Raw genomic sequence first — 18,463 nt, forward strand, 5'->3', positions numbered from 1 at the left:
CAACGTGGTAAAATTAAAATAAACTTCAATCAGCAGTAGGTGTTTCGCTATGATGCGTTTATCGATGCAAACGAAAATGACGGGATTAATCTTTTTTATCGTAGTCTTTTCGTTGTTTTTAGCAAGTATTGTAGTGATTAATAATTTTGTGCAGTCAAAAGAAAATGATTTAGAGCAAAGGGCTTTAATCACTTCGAGAACAGTTGCTGAAATGCCTGAAATTCGAGAAAAAATTGAAAAAGAGAGTAAGAACATTAATCAAATTGTAGAGCCGATTCGTATTATTCACGGTGCTTATTATGTAGTGGTGATGAATATGAATCACGAACGTTTGTCTCACCCTTTGCAAAGTATGATTGGCCAAATCTCTAAAGGAGATGACGAGGGCCAGGCGTTTGCAGAACATACGTATACCGATAAAGCAAAAGGAGAAGGCGGAATGGTCATTCGCTCTTTTGTGCCCGTTGTAAACGATCAGCATGAACAAGTAGGCGTTGTTGTCTCAGGTTATCTTCTTCCGAAATTTACAGAGGTTATTTTAAGTTTAAAAAAAGAAATCTTTCTTATCTCAGGTCTTGCTCTTTTTTTTGGAGGATGGGGAGCTTGGGCGCTTGCATCTCGTATCAAAAAAGAGATGTTTGAGCTTGAACCACATGAAATTGCTCGTTTGTTCGTAGAACGAACGGAGACCTTTAATGCCATGCATGAAGGAGTCATTGCGATTGATAAAGAGGAGAACATTACTATTTTTAATCATAAAGCGAAAATTATGATGGGTGTACCCGATGAGGTAATTGGAAAAAAAATCTATGATGTGATTCCAGATACAAGACTTCCAGAAATTCTGCAGCTTAATCAGCCTGTGTATAATCGAGAGCTTCAAGTTCGAAATTTGAATATTTTAAGCAATCGTGTGCCGATTAAAGTTAATAATCACACAGTCGGTGCGGTCGCTATTTTTCAAGACAGAACGGAAGTTAAAAAATTAGCTGAAGAGTTAACAGGGGTTAAATTGTTTGTAAGCGCTCTTAGAGTTCAAAACCATGAATACATGAATAAACTTCATACGATTGCAGGGCTTATCCAACTTGGAAATAAAGACAAGGCTCTTCAGTACGTTTTTCAAGTGTCTGAACAGCAAGAAGAGCTCACGCAATTTCTTCATAAGCATATTAAAGATGAAAGTATATCGGGATTGCTGTTGAGCAAAGTCAGCCGTGCCAAAGAAATTGGAATTGAGTTAGCTATCGATCGCCACAGCGAGCTTCACTCATTTCCTCCTTACTTAGATCATCATGATTTTGTGATTATTATTGGTAACTTAATTGAAAACGCTTTTGATTCGTATCAACATATGGAGCGTCAGGAACGGAAGATCTATATAAGTATGGAACAAAATGACGGCATTCTTTCCATATTAGTTGAAGACAACGGGTGTGGCATGAATGAGGATCAAGTAGAGAGAATCTTTGATGAAGGGTTTTCAACCAAAGCAAAGGAAAATAGAGGAATTGGTTTGCATTTAGTAAAACAAATTGTTGAAAAAGGAAACGGTCAGATCGAAGTAGAGTCAGAATTAGATGTTGGAACGACTTTTATCATTACATTCTTTTTATAGGAGGAGTGGGAGATGAATAAAAAAGAGTGGACGGTGCTTCTCATAGAAGACGATCCTATGGTACAAGAAGTGAACCGCCAATTTATTGAACAAGTTGAAGGGTTCACCGTTATCGCTGCAGCTTCGAATGGGATAGAAGGTATACAGCTCATTAAACAGCATCAGCCTGATTTAACGATTATTGATATGTATATGCCTAGTCAAGATGGTTTAACCACCTTACAGCAAATTCGAGCAAATGGCTATAAAACAGACGTGATAGCGGTTACGGCTGCAAGTGATATTGAAACCGTACGGAAAGTTCTTCAGTACGGCGCAATGGATTATATTATGAAACCATTCAAGTTTGAACGAATGAAGCAAGCGCTTGAGCAATATCGTTCGTTTCAAGTTAAAATAAGTCAAAAAGAGCATATCACTCAGTCTGAATTAGATTCTATGCTGTTTCAGCAGCTAGAAGAAAAAGCCGATTTGCTTCCAAAAGGGCTAAATGCAGTTACGTTAAGGAGAATACAACAATATCTTTCGCAGCAAAATCATCCAATTTCTGCTGAAGAAGTGGCGGACGGCGTAGGAATTGCGCGTGTTACAGCAAGAAGGTATTTAGAGTTTTTAGAACAGGAAAACGAGCTGAAATTATCAGTTGAATACGGCCGAGTGGGAAGACCTATTAATCGCTATATGTTAAAAATAAATTAAATCATACAGAACAGCTTTTATTTGGAAAAGCTGTTTTTTTGCGTTAGAAAGTATATCTTTTTCTCTCCTAGAACAAATTAAGGTATACAGTTTTCGCTATCCAAAGAATATTTCGTGCGGTCATTAATTCATAAAATGTCCCTGAAAAAGGATTAATGGCGGAAAAATTGGGGAATATGCACTTTGACATTTAATTTTAGCACAGGAAGGTTTTGAAACATGGACATATTTTTAGCTGTCTTACCAGCCATATTTTGGGGAAGCATTGTGCTGTTCAATGTGAAACTAGGCGGAGGACCTTATAGTCAAACGCTTGGAACCACATTGGGAGCTTTGATTTTCTCCATCGGTATTTATATTTTTGTACACCCTACTTTTACACCTTTAATCTTTGGCGTTGGAGTTGTGTCGGGGTTATTTTGGGCAGTTGGACAAAGTAATCAGCTGAAAAGTATTGATTTAATTGGAGTTTCTAAAACGATGCCTATTTCAACTGGGCTTCAATTAGTTTCCACTTCATTATTTGGAGTGATTGTGTTTCACGAGTGGTCTACAAAAACTTCAATCATTCTTGGTGTGCTCGCTCTTATCTTTATTATTGTAGGGATTGTTTTAACATCACTTCAAAGCAAAGAAGAGAAAGAGGCTGAAGAAGGAAAAGGAAACTTTAAAAAAGGAATTGTTATTTTATTAATTTCAACCGTTGGTTATTTAGTTTATGTTGTAGTAGCCCGTCTATTTAATGTAGACGGATGGTCTGCTTTATTACCGCAAGCAATTGGTATGGTCATTGGAGGAGTATTGCTGACGTTTAAGCATAAGCCATTTAATAAATACGCAATTCGCAACATTATCCCAGGTCTTATTTGGGCCGCTGGTAATATGTTTTTATTCATCTCACAACCTAAAGTAGGCGTAGCAACAAGCTTTTCGCTTTCCCAAATGGGAATTGTCATTTCAACATTAGGCGGGATCATCATTTTAGGTGAGAAGAAAACGAAGCGTCAGTTAGTTGGGATTATTATTGGGATTATACTGATCATCATAGCAGGAGTCATGTTAGGGCTCGCCAAAAGCTAACTAGGAGGGTATTAACAATGTATAAAGATTTAGAAGGAAAAGTAGTTGTCATAACAGGTTCATCTACTGGTTTAGGAAAAGCAATGGCGATTCGTTTTGCGACAGAAAAGGCTAAAGTAGTTGTGAATTATCGTTCTAAAGAAGAAGAAGCTAACAGCGTCTTAGAAGAAATTAAAAAAGTTGGCGGAGAAGCAATTGCTGTCAAAGGTGACGTAACAGTTGAGTCTGACGTTATCAATTTAGTTCAATCTGCTATTAAAGAATTTGGAAAGCTCGACGTTATGATTAATAACGCAGGACTAGAAAATCCGGTTTCATCTCACGAAATGTCTTTAAGCGATTGGAATAAAGTAATTGATACGAACTTAACGGGAGCTTTTTTAGGCAGCCGTGAAGCGATTAAATATTTCGTAGAAAATGATGTTAAGGGAACAGTTATTAACATGTCGAGTGTTCACGAGAAAATTCCTTGGCCACTATTTGTTCATTACGCAGCAAGTAAAGGCGGCATGAAGCTCATGACTGAAACACTTGCATTAGAATACGCTCCAAAAGGTATTCGTGTAAATAACATTGGGCCGGGAGCGATTAATACCCCTATTAATGCTGAAAAATTTGCTGATCCTAAGCAGCGTGCAGATGTAGAAAGCATGATTCCAATGGGATACATCGGTGAACCAGAAGAAATTGCAGCGGTTGCTGCATGGTTAGCTTCTTCAGAAGCAAGCTATGTAACAGGAATTACGCTCTTTGCTGACGGTGGTATGACACAGTATCCATCATTCCAAGCAGGACGCGGATAAGAAAAAACGCACTCTTTGATAGAGTGCGTTTTTAGTTTTCCTGAGCTTTTTTTTGGTTCTTAGGAGCCGACTGGTGTTGAATTCGTAAAAAAAGCAAAATTAAAACTATGCAGCCAGTGATGCTGTACATCCCAAGAATAAGCGGCTGCTGCGTATCTGGTCCAGAAGTAATCCCGTGATACAGTGCTAGCAAATAGCCTGGAAAAGCAAGAAAATGAATGGCTTTCCATGTTTTTCTCCCAAGCTGTTTTATAAAATCGGATGTAATAATTAATACGAATAAAATGTAGAGTGAAATAGTACCAAGACCTGTGCTAATTGGTTTATAATCGGAAGTGAACGGAATTAAAATTTCAGAAAGTGAAAAATGAATAGATTGATCAAATGATAAAACAAGTCCGTGAATCATTCCAAATAATAATCCGAACCACCCTGAGGATTGATGAACCAGCAAAAGCTGTTTTTTTCGTTTTGGTTTAAAAAACGAAAAGCTGTGAGAAATGCCAGCGGCAACCGATACAAACATTAGTAAATAAGAAGTTAAGCCGGCTGCCCGAATGGTATTCCAAACGGGAAAGTGGGAGCTAAATTGCGTGAGGAGAGTAGCCATAATGGTATACCTGACCTTTCACATTTTTTTTAATTAACACCTTGCCTTCTTTTGTAACCGCAATTACCTCTAAAGAAGGATGATGCATTTTAGCTAATCTTAACCCAGCGTCCCAGCCGAGAATAACCATGCATTTTGCATAGACTTCAGAAATGTTCAAGTCTTCTGAAACAACCGTTACTTGCAGGAGCTCTGATGAACTAGGCTTGCTGATTCTGCCGTCAATAATGTGATGGTGAGTGTGTCCGTTCACTTGCCATGACCGCTTTCCTACACTGCTTGTGGCAATGCCGCAGTTGCTCTTCACGTTAATGCTCATGAGATTTTTTGATGAATCAAATGGATGAGAAAGAGCGATGGACCAGTGCTTGCTAGCAGGACCCCACGTTACAATATCTCCACCTCCATCAATTGCCCCAAGTGAAGTTCCTTTTTTCTTTAATTGATTCGCCATTTGCTGAATGCTCCAACCTTTTGCGATTCCGCCTAAATCAAGACCGACATTAGAAGCAAGCTGAATACTTCTCATTCCTTTATGAATCATAATAGGGTTAATAGCATCAAAAGTTGCTACTTCTTGAGGAAGCTGATTGTTAGGCAGTTGCTCAAAGCTTTGGTCATATCCTAGAGTTTGAATAGAATGATACAGAAATGGGTTGAAGATTCCGTTTGTTTCATTGTAATAGTAAGAGGCTGTTTTTGCAGCTTCATACAACATTTTTGAGGGTAAAAATAATCTTCCGTTCAGCGAATTAAGCTGTGAAAGCTCGCTTGTTGGAAGAAAGCGGCTCAGCGTTTCTTCTACAAGATAACACCAGCTCTCTACTTTTTTGCTGACAGGTTTTCCAAGCTGATATACATTAAATGTGGTATTCATCGCTTTAAATGAGTAGCTCATTCCATCACATCCTTAAGAAGGTCTTGATTGCATAGAAGAATCATCGTTATTACCCCAATTATCCTGGCCATTTGTGGAATTATCATTTGACCACTGACCTTGCTGATTACCCGAATCATTGTCTGACCACTGATCATCTTGACTACTTGAATTATCGTCTGACCACTGATCACTTTGCTCACTAGAATTGTCATTTGACCATTGATCTTGCCCGTTGGTTCCATTGTCCGTATTGGAGTCCGATCCTGAATCTGGAAATAGATCCGTCTCATCTTCCGTTTGAGTTTGAGATGAATTATTGGCTGATGTATCGCTATTTAGTGCTGTAGTTGTTGAATTTGTTTGATCATATTTCTGTGAAAGTCCTACAAAAGTTGTAAATGCAGCAACGCTCGATAAACCAACCATCCATTTTGTCCATTTATTAGCTGCCATTGATATGCTCCTTTTATCTTTCATATTTTGCAACTGAACACTGAAGTAAAACTGCAGTGGAAGGTAACATACATCGTTCAATTGTTATAGTTCAATATAGACAGAAAAAATGAAAAAATAGTGAAATAGACGGGTGGAATTTAAATTTGCGAGGGTTTTTATTAGAAGAATAGAAAGAAGCCTTATTCCATATAGGATAAAGCTTCTAAATAATTAATAAATTGTAGAAAGTTCGCATGTTTTAACAACGGTATGTAAAAACTGCTGAAACGTTTTTAACGATCTTTCTATTAAAGCTGTGTCTATATCTCGCACAATAAAAATTAAGTAAGATTCTTGATTGAGTGATGGCCACTGCTCTAAATGTTGCGGGGGATGAATAATATGTTGGACGCCATTTAAAACAACGGGTCCATTTTCGCCAACATCTAGCATTCCTTTTACCCTCATTATATTTTCACCGTTCGCATGGAGTAACATGCTTAGCCATAGCCCGAATGCTGTCCAGTCCAGAGGCTGTGAAAACGAAAACGAAATAGAAGATACATTTGAATTGGTATGTGTAACAGGTGAAGGTAAAGAGTGAATAACTTTTAGACGATCTACATTAGATGTTTCTTGGATGATAAAAGGATCTACTTTGCCATGTACAGCGAGTATGATCACACATGATGGATTTAGAGACTGAATATGTGTCAATATAGCATCGTGTTCTTCTGGTGAACAAATGTCTGTTTTGGTTAAAACAATTTTATCAGCAACGGTAATTTGTTTAATTATTTCCGGATTGTTCCGTAGCTGTAGCATACCATTTTTTGCATCTACTGTAGTGATCACACAATCAACTATATATCGATGCTGTAAAAGAGGATTAGTTAAGACCGTAAATAAAATAGGAGAAGGATCTGCCATTCCTGTGGTTTCAATCACGACACGTTCAAAAGGAGCTTCTCCACTTTCGTCTTCATACAACAGTTCTTTTAGCTCTTCTTCTAAGTCTGCTCGTGAATTGCAGCATATACATCCTCCTTTAAGTAAAATGGTCCGTTCTTCGGCCTGACGCAAGAGATGATGGTCGAGACCAATTTTTCCGTATTCGTTAACAATAACTGCTGTATTGTTATTAATAGAAGGTTCTTTTAAAATATGCTGCAACAATGTTGTTTTACCAGATCCTAAGCATCCTGTTACAATTGTTATCGCTTTTTTTCCATGATGTTTCATTGAGCGGAATTCCTTTCTGCTATTTTATCCAGTAAACTTACATCTAGTGGATCAATGGGGTATCCGAGCATTGCTTCTACATGATGCCAAACGGTTCCGAGGTCATGAACAATTTCAGCATTGCCTTTTGCATCCCGTAAAATAAACTTGCTGCCGTTCCATTCTTCTAACGTTAGGCGATAGTGGCTGAGAAGTTGATTACAAAGGTTGGCGCGGTGAAGGCGGCCGCGCTGCCTAATCCGCTGCTGATTTCCAACTGTTATTTCTGTATCTGTAGAATCTGTGTAATCGGTCCAATGGACTTGCATAATGAATTCGCCGCACAAGATGCACATCTCTATTCCTCCCTGTAAAATAGCTGGATCCGTTCATGTTGAACGGATCCGGCTATTTATAATTGTTTAGCTTCAACTGCTTTTGTACGAGGATTTCTTTTTGCGAAATCATCTGCAATCTCATCGAATGTTACCCATCTAACTCCTTCGTGAGAGCTGATATGCTGAATTAAACGTTCATGCATTTTTAGCACCTGAGGACGTCCGCTCACATCAGGGTGGATAGTCATCGTGAAGACTCCATAGTCCATATTCTCATATACCCAATCAAACTGATCTCTCCACATTTCTTCTAAGTCACGCGGATTTACAAAGCCATGGCTGTTGGGTGACTTCTTAATAAACATCATTGGAGGAAGGTCATCTAAATACCAGTTAGCTGGAATCTCTATTAAATCCGTTTCTTCCCCTCTTATTAGCGGTTTCATCCATTCATTTGCTTTTTTTGCATAATCAATTTTTGTCCAGTTGTCTCCAATCCTTACATAATAAGGAGAAAAGTCATTATGCATCAAGCTGTGGTCGTACTTAATGTCATGTTTGTGTAGCAGTTCATTTGTTACATTAGAAAATTCCCACCAAGGTGCTACATATCCTGTTGGCTTTTTACCGGAAAGTTCTTCGATTAATTTAAGCGATTTTAATAAGACTTCTTCCTCTTGTTGAGGAGTCATTGCAATAGGATTTTCATGAGAATAGCCATGTGCTCCTACTTCATGGCCTCGTTTGACAACTTCTTTCATTTGTTCAGGAAACGTTTCGATAGAGTGACCGGGAATGAACCAAGTTGTTTTTAGCTGATACTTATCAAATAAATCCAATAGTCGGGGCGCTCCCACTTCTCCTGCAAATAACCCACGGGATATATCATCTGGAGAATCTTCACCTCCGTATGACCCCAACCAACCAGCGACAGCATCTACATCTACTCCGTAAGCTACTAAAATTTCTTTTTTATCCACAATGAACAACTCCTTCTTTATGATCTCTTATTAAGAGTTGTTGCAAAAAGTGTGCCAAGTATAAAAAAGGAACAATCAGCGTCTTAACGAGAAGCTATGCTAGAAGAATAGGAGGCAATATGCGTAAAAGCATAAAAAATATGTTTTTTTGCATAGATTTCAGAAGATTCTTAATGATATGATATTATTTTTAAGAGTAGTTGAAAAATCTGATGGTTGGGGTGAGTGTAATTTGTCGAATTCAAATCTTCATATGGTACAACATACATCTATACGAGCAATAGAAGAGTTAATTGAGGAATTTCCCTTTTCTATTGTTATTTATCAAAAGGATTTACAAATTAGAATTGCAAATAAAAGTGCAGAGTCACTTCCAAATGTTTTCTATCAGAATGAAGAGATAAAGCGACAGGTTCAAAGATGCTTTAGTCAGGAGAACAACAGCGAAGAACGTATTCAAGTAATAGACGGTCATAAAAAGTATATACAATTTTACTATATGAGCGAACTAGAGCTAGTTTCTGTCTTAATAATGGATGACTACATAACTGAATATGAAAAGTACAAATCAGAAAGTATGGACTTAAAAGCTATTTTTGAAACTTCTTATGACGTGATGTATGTGTCAGATGGCGAAGGAAATACCATTAGAGCAAGTTCAGCCTGTTTGGAGCTATGGGGGAAAAAAGAGAACGAGTTAATAGGAAGAAACGTCATTGATCTGGAGAAAGAAGGAATCTATACACCGTCTATTACACGATTAGTATTAGAACAAAAGAAAAAAATTTCTGCTATTCAGACTACTAAAGAAGGCAGAAGACTTATGGTTGTGGGAACGCCTATAAAGAACGAACAAGGAGAAGTTATCCGGGTTATTAATGCCTCAAGAGATATCACTGAAGTGAGTCAAATGCAGTCAGAAATCAGTGAGATGAAGCGATTAATTGCAGGTTACAAACAAGAACTTATGGAATTGAAAAAAGATAAAACAGAAAAGGTAAAACTGATTTCTTACAGCAAAAAAATGGAGAAGACTCTAGAACTAGCTAGACGGGTTGCTAATGTAGATTCTACTGTGCTTATTCTAGGGGAATCAGGGGTCGGAAAAGAAATGGTCGCCAATCTTATCCATGAAACTAGTAATCGGAAAAACAGTCCATTTATAAAAGTAAACTGTGGCGCTATTCCTGAAAACTTGTTAGAGTCAGAGCTTTTTGGTTATGAAGGAGGAGCTTTTACAGGCGCAAAAAAGGAAGGGAAAATGGGACTTTTCGAATTAGCTAATAAAGGAACATTATTTTTAGATGAAATTGCGGAGATGCCTCTAGCCCTTCAAGTGAAATTACTAAGAGTCCTCCAAGAAAGAGAAGTAATGAGGGTGGGCGGAGTGAAGCCAGTTGCAGTTAATGTGCGAATTGTTGCAGCCACCAATCGAAACTTGCATGAAGACGTTCAAAAAGGGAATTTTCGTGAAGATTTATACTATCGGCTAAACGTTATACCGCTGCCGATTTTACCGCTTCGCGAGCGCAGAGAAGATATTTTGCCTTTAGCTTCTTATTTTATTGAACAGTTTAATCAAAAATATTTAACGAAAAAAACGCTGTCAGCCGAAACGGCTGAAGCGTTTGAACTGTATAACTGGCCAGGAAATGTAAGAGAGCTTCAGAATATCGTGGAAAGACTCATTGTGATGTCAGATGGAGATGAAATTCAGCACTTGCATTTGCCAGAAGAGATTACAAACTTATCATCTAATAGAGACAAGGTACAGGTGCTAGACATCCTTCCTCTAAAAGAATGTGTGGAAATGGCTGAAAAACAGCTCTTACGTTTAGCTAAACAAAAATATTCCTCCACAGTCAAAATTGCCGATGCTTTACAGGTAAATCAATCAACCATTAGTCGAAAACTTCAAAAGTTAAATGAATAGTAAGGTTTCAAAAGAAGTCTATCTTTTCCTTTTAAGAAGGTAGACTTCTTTTTATTATGCAAAGCCGCATATATTGCAGGATTTTATATGTTCACCTGCATATAAAAAAACTTCTTAATAAATATAAAATAGCCCCGCCGCTCTTTTTCTAAATTGGCATGCATCTTGCAATTAAGAAAATAAGCTAACTAATTGATAAAGGAGAGAATAGGATATGGTTGCTATTAAAAAAGAGGTTGAAAAAGGTAAAAAAGCTCCTGCTGGTTTTATGAAGGCAGTTGTTTATGAAGGTCATAAGCAAGTTGGGCTTCAATATAAAGAAATTCCAAAGGCAGAAGCGGGAGAAGTAGTCATTAAAACGACTTCTACTACAATTTGCGGAACAGATATTCATATTTTACATGATGAACATAAAGTAGAAAAAAACCGAACGTTAGGACATGAGCATGTAGGAGTCGTTCATGAGGTAGGGGAAGGAGTAACAGGAATAAAAGTAGGAGCGCGCGTTATGTGCGGATCTTGTACACCTTGTGGTTCGTGTTATTATTGTCAAAAAAATTTATCTTCTCAATGCATAGGGCCAGAAGGAGATTTTAAAACTCCAGGAGGTTGGCGCTTAGGAAATACGATAGATGGAACGCATGCGGAGTATTTTAAGATGCCTTTTCCACAGTATAACTTAACTAAAATTCCCGATGAATTATCCGATGAAGATGTACTGCTGTTAACGGATATCGCTTCAACTGGAATTGCTGCAGCTGAAAACGCACAAATCCAAATAGGAGATATAGTCGCAGTCTTTGCTTGTGGTCCTGTAGGGCTTTGTGCCATTGCAGGGGCCAGATTAAAAGGAGCTAGCTTTATTATTGGAATAGATGGGAATTCCCAGCGCCTAGACTTGGCTAAAAAGATGGGGGCAGACATCACGTTAAACTTTAACGAAGTGAACGTAGTTGAAGAAATTATGAACTTATCAGGAAATAAAGGAATAGAAGTTGCTATTGAAGCATTAGGCAAAGAAGAAACTTTTCAACAGTGTTTAAAAGTGATTAGACGCGGAGGCTGTATTTCAAGCGTAGGCGTCTATTCGGGGCATGTTGAGATTCCAATTGAACATTTTGCAAGCGGAATGGGAGATCACCGAATTGTAACAACTTTATGTCCTGGTGGAAGAGAACGTATGCAGCAACTTATGAGCCTAGTTATCCAGCAGCGTATGGATTTAAAGCCCATGATTACACACCGCTTTACTATTGATGAAGCAATTGAAGCTTATAGATTATTTGAACATGCGGAAGATCAAATTATTAAACCAATTATTACGTTTTAAATGTAGGAGGGGTAACAAAATGAAACATCAAACATTTATAGCAGCTGCTGTTCAAATGAATTGTGAGCTTGGAAATGTATGCAGTAATTTGGAAAAAGCGTATCGGTTAATTGAACAAGCAGTTTCAAAAGGTGCCTCGTTTATTGTATTGCCAGAACTATTTAATACGGGGTATCGAGTAGAGGTCAAAGACTGGCAATATGCTGAGTATATTCCGGGCTATACGAGTGAATGGCTCGTTCAAACTGCACAGAAGTTCAATGTGACAATAGCTGGGTGCATTTTAGAAAAAGAAAATGATTGTATATACGATACATGTCTAGTAGTAGACAAAGATGGAATTCAAGGAACATATAGAAAAATTTACTTATGGGATCAAGAAAAACAAAGGTTTCAAAAAGGGGACAGGTATGAGGTCACTCAATTAGGTGAAGTAACATTGGGCATGCAAATATGCTATGAAATAGGGTTTCCAGAAGGTGCGCGCATGCTCACGTTAAAAGGAGCAAACGTGTTGATTTATTCTTCTGCATTTGGCTCCTTAAGAAGGTATGCATGGGATATAGCGACTAAAGCAAGGGCTTTAGAGAACGGCTGCTTTGTTATTGCATCAAACCGTACGGGCACAGAAAAGAATGAAACAGTGTTTGGAGGAGGAAGTCGAATTATAAACCCTCAAGGAAAAGTGTTAACAGAAGCTACAAAAGAAGATGAAATCATTGTTGCAGAAATTGATTTGATACAAGTAGAAGAACAGAGGAAGGCAATTCCCTATCTTTTAGATTTACAGAATGACATGTATAAAGAACTATCAAAGTAATGCACATGAAAAACTAACTATTTCATTAATAGGAGGAGTGCTAGTTGAAAAACTCATTGATTTCGAAAGATATTGTACCAACATTAGCAAAACAGCGTGTGATTTCAGGGTTTGGTTTCTTTAATATTTGGGTGGGGATGGCTGTTATTATTGCAACGTTTCAAATTGGTGCAAATGGAATTGACTCTATGTCTTTATGGAAGTTAGCAGGGGCAATTTTACTTGCTAATATTATCATTGCTATTATTGGAAGCTTAAGTGGAGATATTGGAGTGGAGCACGGTCTTTCATTTGCTGCTTATTTACGCGCTCCTTTTGGAATTAAAGGTGTTCATATTCCGGCAGTTAGCAAAGGGATTATCGCGTCAATCTGGTTTGGCATTCAAACGTATTTAGGAGCTACAGCGATCAATTATATCTTTCATAGTTTAACAGGATTTGATTCTTGGTTTTTTTGGTATGTTGCATTTGCTGTTGTACAAATTATTAACACGGCAATGGGAATTAAAGCGATTGATCGTTTTGCAGTGGTTGCGGCACCTTCTATTATTTTAATCTCAGTGTGGATTTTCTTTAAGGTGGCAGGAATGGCAGACGATAAAGGAATTGATGTGTACAGCTATGTTGGAACAAAAGATACCACCACTTGGTTTTTAGTTATGGCTGCTAATATGGGATTTTGGTCGGCACTCGCGGTGGATATTCCTAATATCACTCGATATGTAAAAGCACCTAAAAATGAACGAAGCTGGTTGAAGCGAAACAAAAATAATTATATTCCGCATCTTACAGCTCTTCCTATCGTACAAACTTTTATGGGCGTGATTGGAGCTGTTAGTTTTCTCGGGACGGGTCTTTGGAATCCGATTGAAGTTATTCAACAAACTTCTACAGGATGGGTAATGGCTGTTGTGCTTATTATGGTGGTTTTAGCTCAGTGGTCTACTAACTCTGCTGCTAATCTTATTCCAGCCTCTTTAACATTTGTTAATGCAGGTTCTCGCTTTAAGGTGTCATACACAGTGGGAATTATTCTAGCTGGAGTAGTAGGAACACTATTTCAGCCTTGGGCGATTTTAGATCAATTATTCATCTTTTTAGGGTATTATGGGGCTGTTTTATCTGCGCTTGCAGGGATTATGTTATGTGATTATTACATTATTAGAAGGCGCCGTTTGAATGTAGAAGAACTATATGCAGAGCAAGGTCAATATAGATTTGATGGTGGAGTAAACTGGGCGGGTATGATTTCATGGATCATAGCTGGAGGAGCGGCTATCTATTTTTTAGATTATATGTATATTGTTGGTTTTCCACTAGGAATAGCTTGTTACTATGTGTTAATGAAAGCATGGTATTTAAAACGTCATCCTCAAAAAGAAATTGATAGTTGTTTCTCTGATGAATATTTAGGTACAACAGTAGGAAGAGATTGGCATATTGAAGTGCCGGAAGAAGCGATCCAGCCTTCTTTAAATGAAGTTGGAGTAAAGAAAGGGGATTTAGCATGAAGCTGCAAGGGAAAACAGCAATCATTACAGGAAGTGCAAGAGGAATTGGAAAAGGTATTGCGCTTGCTTATGCCAAAGAAGGAGCAAACTTAGTGTTAAACGTCTATGGCGTAGAACAACAAGAAATAGAAGAGCTCAGTACGGAAGTAAGTTCTTATGGTGGACAAGTTGTCATTATTGAAGGAGATATTACAAAGAAAGAGATCGTTGAGGAAATGGTTCAAACAGCTCTTTCACGTTTTCAGACCATTGACATTTTAGTGAATAATGCAGGAATTTTAACTCAAAGTTTATTAAAAGATATGGAAGAAGCTCAGTGGGACCAAATGATGAATATTGATTTAAAATCAGTATTTCTAACCACAAGAACAGTTGTTCAGTATATGATAGCGCAAAAATCAGGAAGAATTATTAATATCGCGTCTCAAATTGGTCAAAAAGGCGGCGTAGAATTAAGCCACTATGCTGCTGCGAAAGCAGGAGTGATTGCTTTTACAAAATCCATTGCGCTCGAACTTGGAAAATATAATATTACAGCAAATTGTATAGCGCCTGGGCCAATACAAACACAGCTTGTAGATGATATTAATGAAGAGTGGAAATTACAAAAACAAAAGGAATTAGCCGTTCCTCGATTTGGCACAGTGGAAGAAGTGGCACCAACAGCTGTTTTGTTAGCGAGTTCTCCAGATGGAAATATCTATACAGGGCAAACGTTGGGACCAAATAGTGGAGATGTTATGCTGTAATAAAAGAATGGTGCTGTTGTTACAGCACCATTTTTTTAATCAGCGATAAATCTTACTAATTGACACGTAATAAACCGTTAACTGTACAAGAGAAAGAAGCAAAAGAACGGCAATGGGATAAAAGCTAAAAGAATTTGGTAATAGCGGATAAAAAGCCATTAAGATAGCACCTATAGGAATAGAGAATAGGAGGAAAACAAAGGCTTTTTTGCAAGCTTCTGCTGTCATCATTTTTTCTCGCTCATCATCTTCTGCAAATTCAAAAGGAAATAATAAAAGCGAAACGTTCTTCGTCTTTTTACGCACGCAGTAATAAAAAAATGAAACGATTAAAAGGACAATACAAGACGCAAAAGAGCCTATAGACATAGTAGCTTCCCAAGGGGGTTCTGGGTGCTTCATAATTTCGCTAAATTGAACATTTAAGTTTAAAAAATCATATAAAAACCAACCCACGCATAGCAGAGACACTACATTCAACAAATAAGATTTAATAACATTACTCAAATTTTTTCTCCTCCTTTTGAAGTATAAAAACATCTTCCATTTTTAATTGAAAGACATCACAAATTGTTAAACCAAGTAGTAGGGAAGGAACGTAATTCCCCTTTTCAATAGCTGCAATGGTTTGGCGAGTGGCTCCAACTTTTTCAGCTAAATCTCCTTGCGTATATCCATGTTTAGCTCTAAGCTCTTTTACGCGATTAATAAGAGTCAATATGATCACCCGCTGTCTTTTTAATAAAATTTGTTAAGTTGATTTAACATGATGTAAAGTTAATTTAACATCAATTGGATGATTTTTCAATAAATAATGGATGAAAAATACAAAAAAGATCCTAGAAGAATTCTTCAGGATCTTTTTTGTTAATAAATTTCTTTAATGCCAGACAAACGAATGGAAAAAGTGTTTTGTTTTTCATCTCGTAGGGAGAGGGTTTGGTCGGTTAGGTTTAAATTTTGGATTTTTCCTTTGAAGGTTTGAAGCAGGCCATTTTCGTAATAATTCACGGTTACATGTTTGTTTTTCTTTAATGCTTTTAAAATCATCTATTCATCTCCTTTCATGTGTGCATCTGTTATGAAAAGAAAGCTGTGTCTTAAGCATACGAATTTGGAGTATGCTCAAGACAGAATTATTATTATACAGCAAGATGAGAATAGTTTGCAGATAAATTGTGAAAAAATGCACAAGTTTGCAGTACGGGTGTTGCAATAGAATACAGTATATGAGAGGAGAAGGGATTTTATGATGAAAAAGGTGATTTTAGTTTATTTATTTGTGGGTATTAGGTAAACTAGTAGATGAATTTAAAGAATCTATCTATAGTTGTGAAGGCTAAGATTTCATTTAATTTTCATTTTCTATGAGTATAATGATAAAGGTTTTCTATATGTTCTTTGTGAATCTACTCATAAACTAATCGAGATGTTCTTTGTGAATCTACTCATAAACTAATCGAGAAAGGAAAATCAAAATGAAGCGAATCATTTCTAAGCCGCTGCACTATTTCATATTAGCCGCTGTTTTAATGTGGATAAAGTCGTACGTGGCTTATAAAACTGAATTTAACTTAGGCGTAAGCGGCGTAATGCAGCAATTGTTGCTGTTTATAAACCCTGTGAGTTCAGTACTGATTTTTTTAGGAATCGGCTTATTTTTTAAAGGAAAGAAAGCAGGAGCTTGGATTCTTGCAGGCAGTTTCATTATGACGCTGCTGTTATACAGCAACATTCTTTATTATCGTTTTTTTAACGATTTTGTAACGCTTCCCACACTATTGCAGACAAGTAATGCAGGAAGTATGGGCGGAAGCATTATGGATTTATTAAAAGCACATGATGTTTTTTATTTTGTTGATTTTATTATTTATTTTTTCTTCTTTTTTAGTAAAAAAATTGACTGGTATAATGAAAAGGTATCAGTTAAGAATGCTGTAACTATTCTTTCTCTAGGATTCATGGTCTTTTCTGTCAACTTAACACTAGCAGAAATTGATCGCCCGCAGCTTCTATCTCGAACTTTTGACCGCAATTATTTAGTAAAGTATTTAGGAGCCTATAATTATACGATGTATGACGGTGTTCAAACTGCTCAAAACTCTAAACAGCGAGCGTTTGCAAGCAGCAATGATTTAACGAACGTCGTTAATTTTAAAAACAGTCACTATGCGGAACCTAATCCCGTTTATTTTGGAAAAGCTAAAGGGAAAAATATCATTAAAATTCATTTGGAATCATTTCAATCTTTTTTAATTGATTACAAATTAAATGGTCAAGAAGTGACACCGTTCTTGAATTCATTGGCCCATGGAAATGACTTTACGTATTTTGATAACTTTTTTCATCAAACAGGACAAGGAAAAACATCAGATGCTGAACTGATGATGGACAACTCTCTATACGGCCTTCCTCAAGGTTCTGCCTTTGTGCTGAAAGGAAGCAATACGTATCAGGCGGCCCCGGCTATTTTAGATCAAAAAGCTGGCTATACGAGCGCTGTGCTGCACGGAGACTATAAGACGTTTTGGAATCGTAACGAAATTTACAAGCAGTTCGGTGTGGATAAGTTCTTTGATGCAAGTTATTACAATATGACGGGTGAAAATAAAATTAATTATGGCTTAAAAGACAAACCGTTCTTTAAAGAATCTGTTCCAATGTTGCAGTCTTTACCACAGCCATTCTATGCGCATTTAATTACGTTAACAAATCATTTTCCATTTTTACTTGGAAACAATGAGGCAAGCATACAGCCGGCTAACACGGGCGATGCGACAGTTGACCGCTATTTCCAAACGGCTCGTTATTTAGACGAATCATTGCAATCTTTCTTCCAAGAACTGAAAGCTTCTGGGCTTTATGATAATTCTGTGATTATGATTTATGGAGATCACTACGGTATTTCTGAAAATCATAATGCTGCAATGGAAAAAGTAATGGGAAAAGAAATTACGCCTTATGAAAATGCTCAGCTGCAGCGTGTACCTCTATTCATTCACGTGCCTGGAGTAAAAGGCGGAGTTAATCATACGTACGGTGGAGAAATTGATGTAGTGCCAACTCTTCTTCATTTAGTAGGGATTGACAGCAAAGAATTCATCCAATTTGGCACAGATTTATTTTCTAAAGATCATGATGATGTAGTGGCGTTCCGTAATGGCAACTACGTATCTCCGAAGTATACATTAGTGGATGGAACGTATTATGATTCTAAGACGGGAAAAGCGCTTCAAGAAAATAATCAAATGAAAGCTTATAAACAGAAGGTAGCTAAAGAACTGGAGTTATCTGATCAAGTGCTTTATGGAGACTTACTTCGTTTCCACAAGCTGAAGGATTTTCAAACAGTCGACCCTTCTAAATATATGTACGGGAAAGAAGAAACAGAAACATCAGCTAAATAAAGCTAAAATCAAAAAGAACATGATGACTTCTGCAAAGCAGAATGAGCAT

The 18,463-nt window shown here is 37.2% G+C and carries 19 protein-coding genes; 10 read left to right on the forward strand and 9 right to left on the reverse strand.

All coding sequences use genetic code 11. The features are described from left to right. Positions 1-49 precede the first annotated feature (49 nt). From M3225_RS13695 to gdh, 4 genes are all read left to right on the forward strand, one after another. Complete coding sequence (locus M3225_RS13695) at positions 50-1,618, forward strand: ATP-binding protein (RefSeq protein ID WP_251394590.1); 1,569 nt, start codon at positions 50-52, stop codon at positions 1,616-1,618. Positions 1,619-1,630: 12 nt separating this feature from the next. Continuing rightward, positions 1,631-2,317: a response regulator gene (locus M3225_RS13700; protein ID WP_251394592.1), complete on the forward strand. Its 687-nt coding sequence runs from the start codon at positions 1,631-1,633 to the stop codon at positions 2,315-2,317. A gap of 219 nt (positions 2,318-2,536) precedes the next feature. Continuing rightward, a complete protein-coding gene (locus M3225_RS13705) occupies positions 2,537-3,397 on the forward strand; it encodes a RhaT/GlcU family sugar-proton symporter (RefSeq protein ID WP_251394594.1) in 861 nt (286 codons plus the stop codon). Positions 3,398-3,414: 17 nt separating this feature from the next. Then, complete coding sequence (gene gdh / locus M3225_RS13710; RefSeq protein ID WP_251394596.1) at positions 3,415-4,200, forward strand: glucose 1-dehydrogenase; 786 nt, start codon at positions 3,415-3,417, stop codon at positions 4,198-4,200. Between the two features lie 31 nt (positions 4,201-4,231). Here the strand turns inward: gdh and M3225_RS13715 are convergent, their stop codons facing one another. The 6 genes from M3225_RS13715 to M3225_RS13740 form a co-directional block, all read right to left on the reverse strand. After that, positions 4,232-4,810, reverse strand: coding sequence for a ferric reductase-like transmembrane domain-containing protein (locus M3225_RS13715; RefSeq protein WP_251394598.1), 579 nt, complete (start codon positions 4,808-4,810; stop codon positions 4,232-4,234). Then, the gene (locus M3225_RS13720) at positions 4,785-5,708 is read right to left on the reverse strand and encodes an FAD:protein FMN transferase (protein WP_251394600.1); all 924 of its coding nucleotides are present in this window, start codon (positions 5,706-5,708) and stop codon (positions 4,785-4,787) included. Before M3225_RS13720 ends, M3225_RS13715 begins: the two co-directional genes overlap by 26 nt. A 12-nt stretch (positions 5,709-5,720) precedes the next feature. Then, positions 5,721-6,167 carry a hypothetical protein gene (locus M3225_RS13725; protein ID WP_251394602.1) on the reverse strand — a complete coding sequence of 149 codons (447 nt, stop codon included), beginning with the start codon at positions 6,165-6,167 and terminating at the stop codon, positions 5,721-5,723. Between the two features lie 189 nt (positions 6,168-6,356). Beyond that, positions 6,357-7,367, reverse strand: a complete 1,011-nt coding sequence (locus M3225_RS13730; protein WP_251394603.1) for a CobW family GTP-binding protein — start codon at positions 7,365-7,367, stop codon at positions 6,357-6,359. After that, on the reverse strand, positions 7,364-7,702 hold the full coding sequence (locus M3225_RS13735; RefSeq protein WP_251394605.1) for a hypothetical protein: 339 nt from the start codon (positions 7,700-7,702) through the stop codon (positions 7,364-7,366). Before M3225_RS13735 ends, M3225_RS13730 begins: the two co-directional genes overlap by 4 nt. Before the next feature lie 56 nt (positions 7,703-7,758). Further along, positions 7,759-8,664, reverse strand: a complete 906-nt coding sequence (locus M3225_RS13740) for a polysaccharide deacetylase family protein (protein WP_251394607.1) — start codon at positions 8,662-8,664, stop codon at positions 7,759-7,761. Between the two features lie 232 nt (positions 8,665-8,896). On the opposite strand from M3225_RS13740, the gene M3225_RS13745 reads away from it, so the two are divergent. The 5 genes from M3225_RS13745 (at position 8,897) to M3225_RS13765 (ending at position 15,007) form a co-directional block, all read left to right on the forward strand. Next, positions 8,897-10,597 (forward strand): sigma-54 interaction domain-containing protein, encoded by a 1,701-nt coding sequence (locus M3225_RS13745; protein ID WP_251394609.1) that lies wholly within the window; start codon positions 8,897-8,899, stop codon positions 10,595-10,597. 214 nt (positions 10,598-10,811) lie between these two features. Further along, positions 10,812-11,927, forward strand: a complete 1,116-nt coding sequence (locus M3225_RS13750) for a zinc-binding dehydrogenase (RefSeq protein WP_251394611.1) — start codon at positions 10,812-10,814, stop codon at positions 11,925-11,927. Positions 11,928-11,946: 19 nt separating this feature from the next. Continuing rightward, on the forward strand, positions 11,947-12,747 hold the full coding sequence (locus tag M3225_RS13755; RefSeq protein ID WP_251394613.1) for a carbon-nitrogen hydrolase family protein: 801 nt from the start codon (positions 11,947-11,949) through the stop codon (positions 12,745-12,747). A gap of 44 nt (positions 12,748-12,791) precedes the next feature. Continuing rightward, on the forward strand, positions 12,792-14,258 hold the full coding sequence (locus M3225_RS13760) for an NCS1 family transporter (protein ID WP_251394615.1): 1,467 nt from the start codon (positions 12,792-12,794) through the stop codon (positions 14,256-14,258). Then, positions 14,255-15,007, forward strand: a complete 753-nt coding sequence (locus tag M3225_RS13765; RefSeq protein WP_251394617.1) for an SDR family NAD(P)-dependent oxidoreductase — start codon at positions 14,255-14,257, stop codon at positions 15,005-15,007. Before M3225_RS13760 ends, M3225_RS13765 begins: the two co-directional genes overlap by 4 nt. 39 nt (positions 15,008-15,046) lie before the next feature. Here the strand turns inward: M3225_RS13765 and M3225_RS13770 are convergent, their stop codons facing one another. The 3 genes from M3225_RS13770 to M3225_RS13780 form a co-directional block, all read right to left on the reverse strand. Then, on the reverse strand, positions 15,047-15,514 hold the full coding sequence (locus M3225_RS13770; RefSeq protein ID WP_251394619.1) for an MFS transporter: 468 nt from the start codon (positions 15,512-15,514) through the stop codon (positions 15,047-15,049). Continuing rightward, complete coding sequence (locus tag M3225_RS13775; protein WP_251394621.1) at positions 15,507-15,725, reverse strand: helix-turn-helix transcriptional regulator; 219 nt, start codon at positions 15,723-15,725, stop codon at positions 15,507-15,509. The genes M3225_RS13770 and M3225_RS13775 overlap by 8 nt, the downstream gene beginning before the upstream one ends. 149 nt (positions 15,726-15,874) lie before the next feature. Then, positions 15,875-16,057, reverse strand: a complete 183-nt coding sequence (locus M3225_RS13780) for a YolD-like family protein (RefSeq protein WP_251394623.1) — start codon at positions 16,055-16,057, stop codon at positions 15,875-15,877. Between the two features lie 428 nt (positions 16,058-16,485). Between M3225_RS13780 and M3225_RS13785 the strand changes: the two genes are divergently transcribed. Continuing rightward, positions 16,486-18,414: an LTA synthase family protein gene (locus tag M3225_RS13785; RefSeq protein WP_251394625.1), complete on the forward strand. Its 1,929-nt coding sequence runs from the start codon at positions 16,486-16,488 to the stop codon at positions 18,412-18,414. The last annotated feature ends 49 nt before the right edge of the window (positions 18,415-18,463 follow it).

This window comes from Priestia aryabhattai (assembly GCF_023715685.1).
GTDB classification, from domain to species: Bacteria; Bacillota; Bacilli; order Bacillales; family Bacillaceae_H; genus Priestia; species Priestia aryabhattai_B.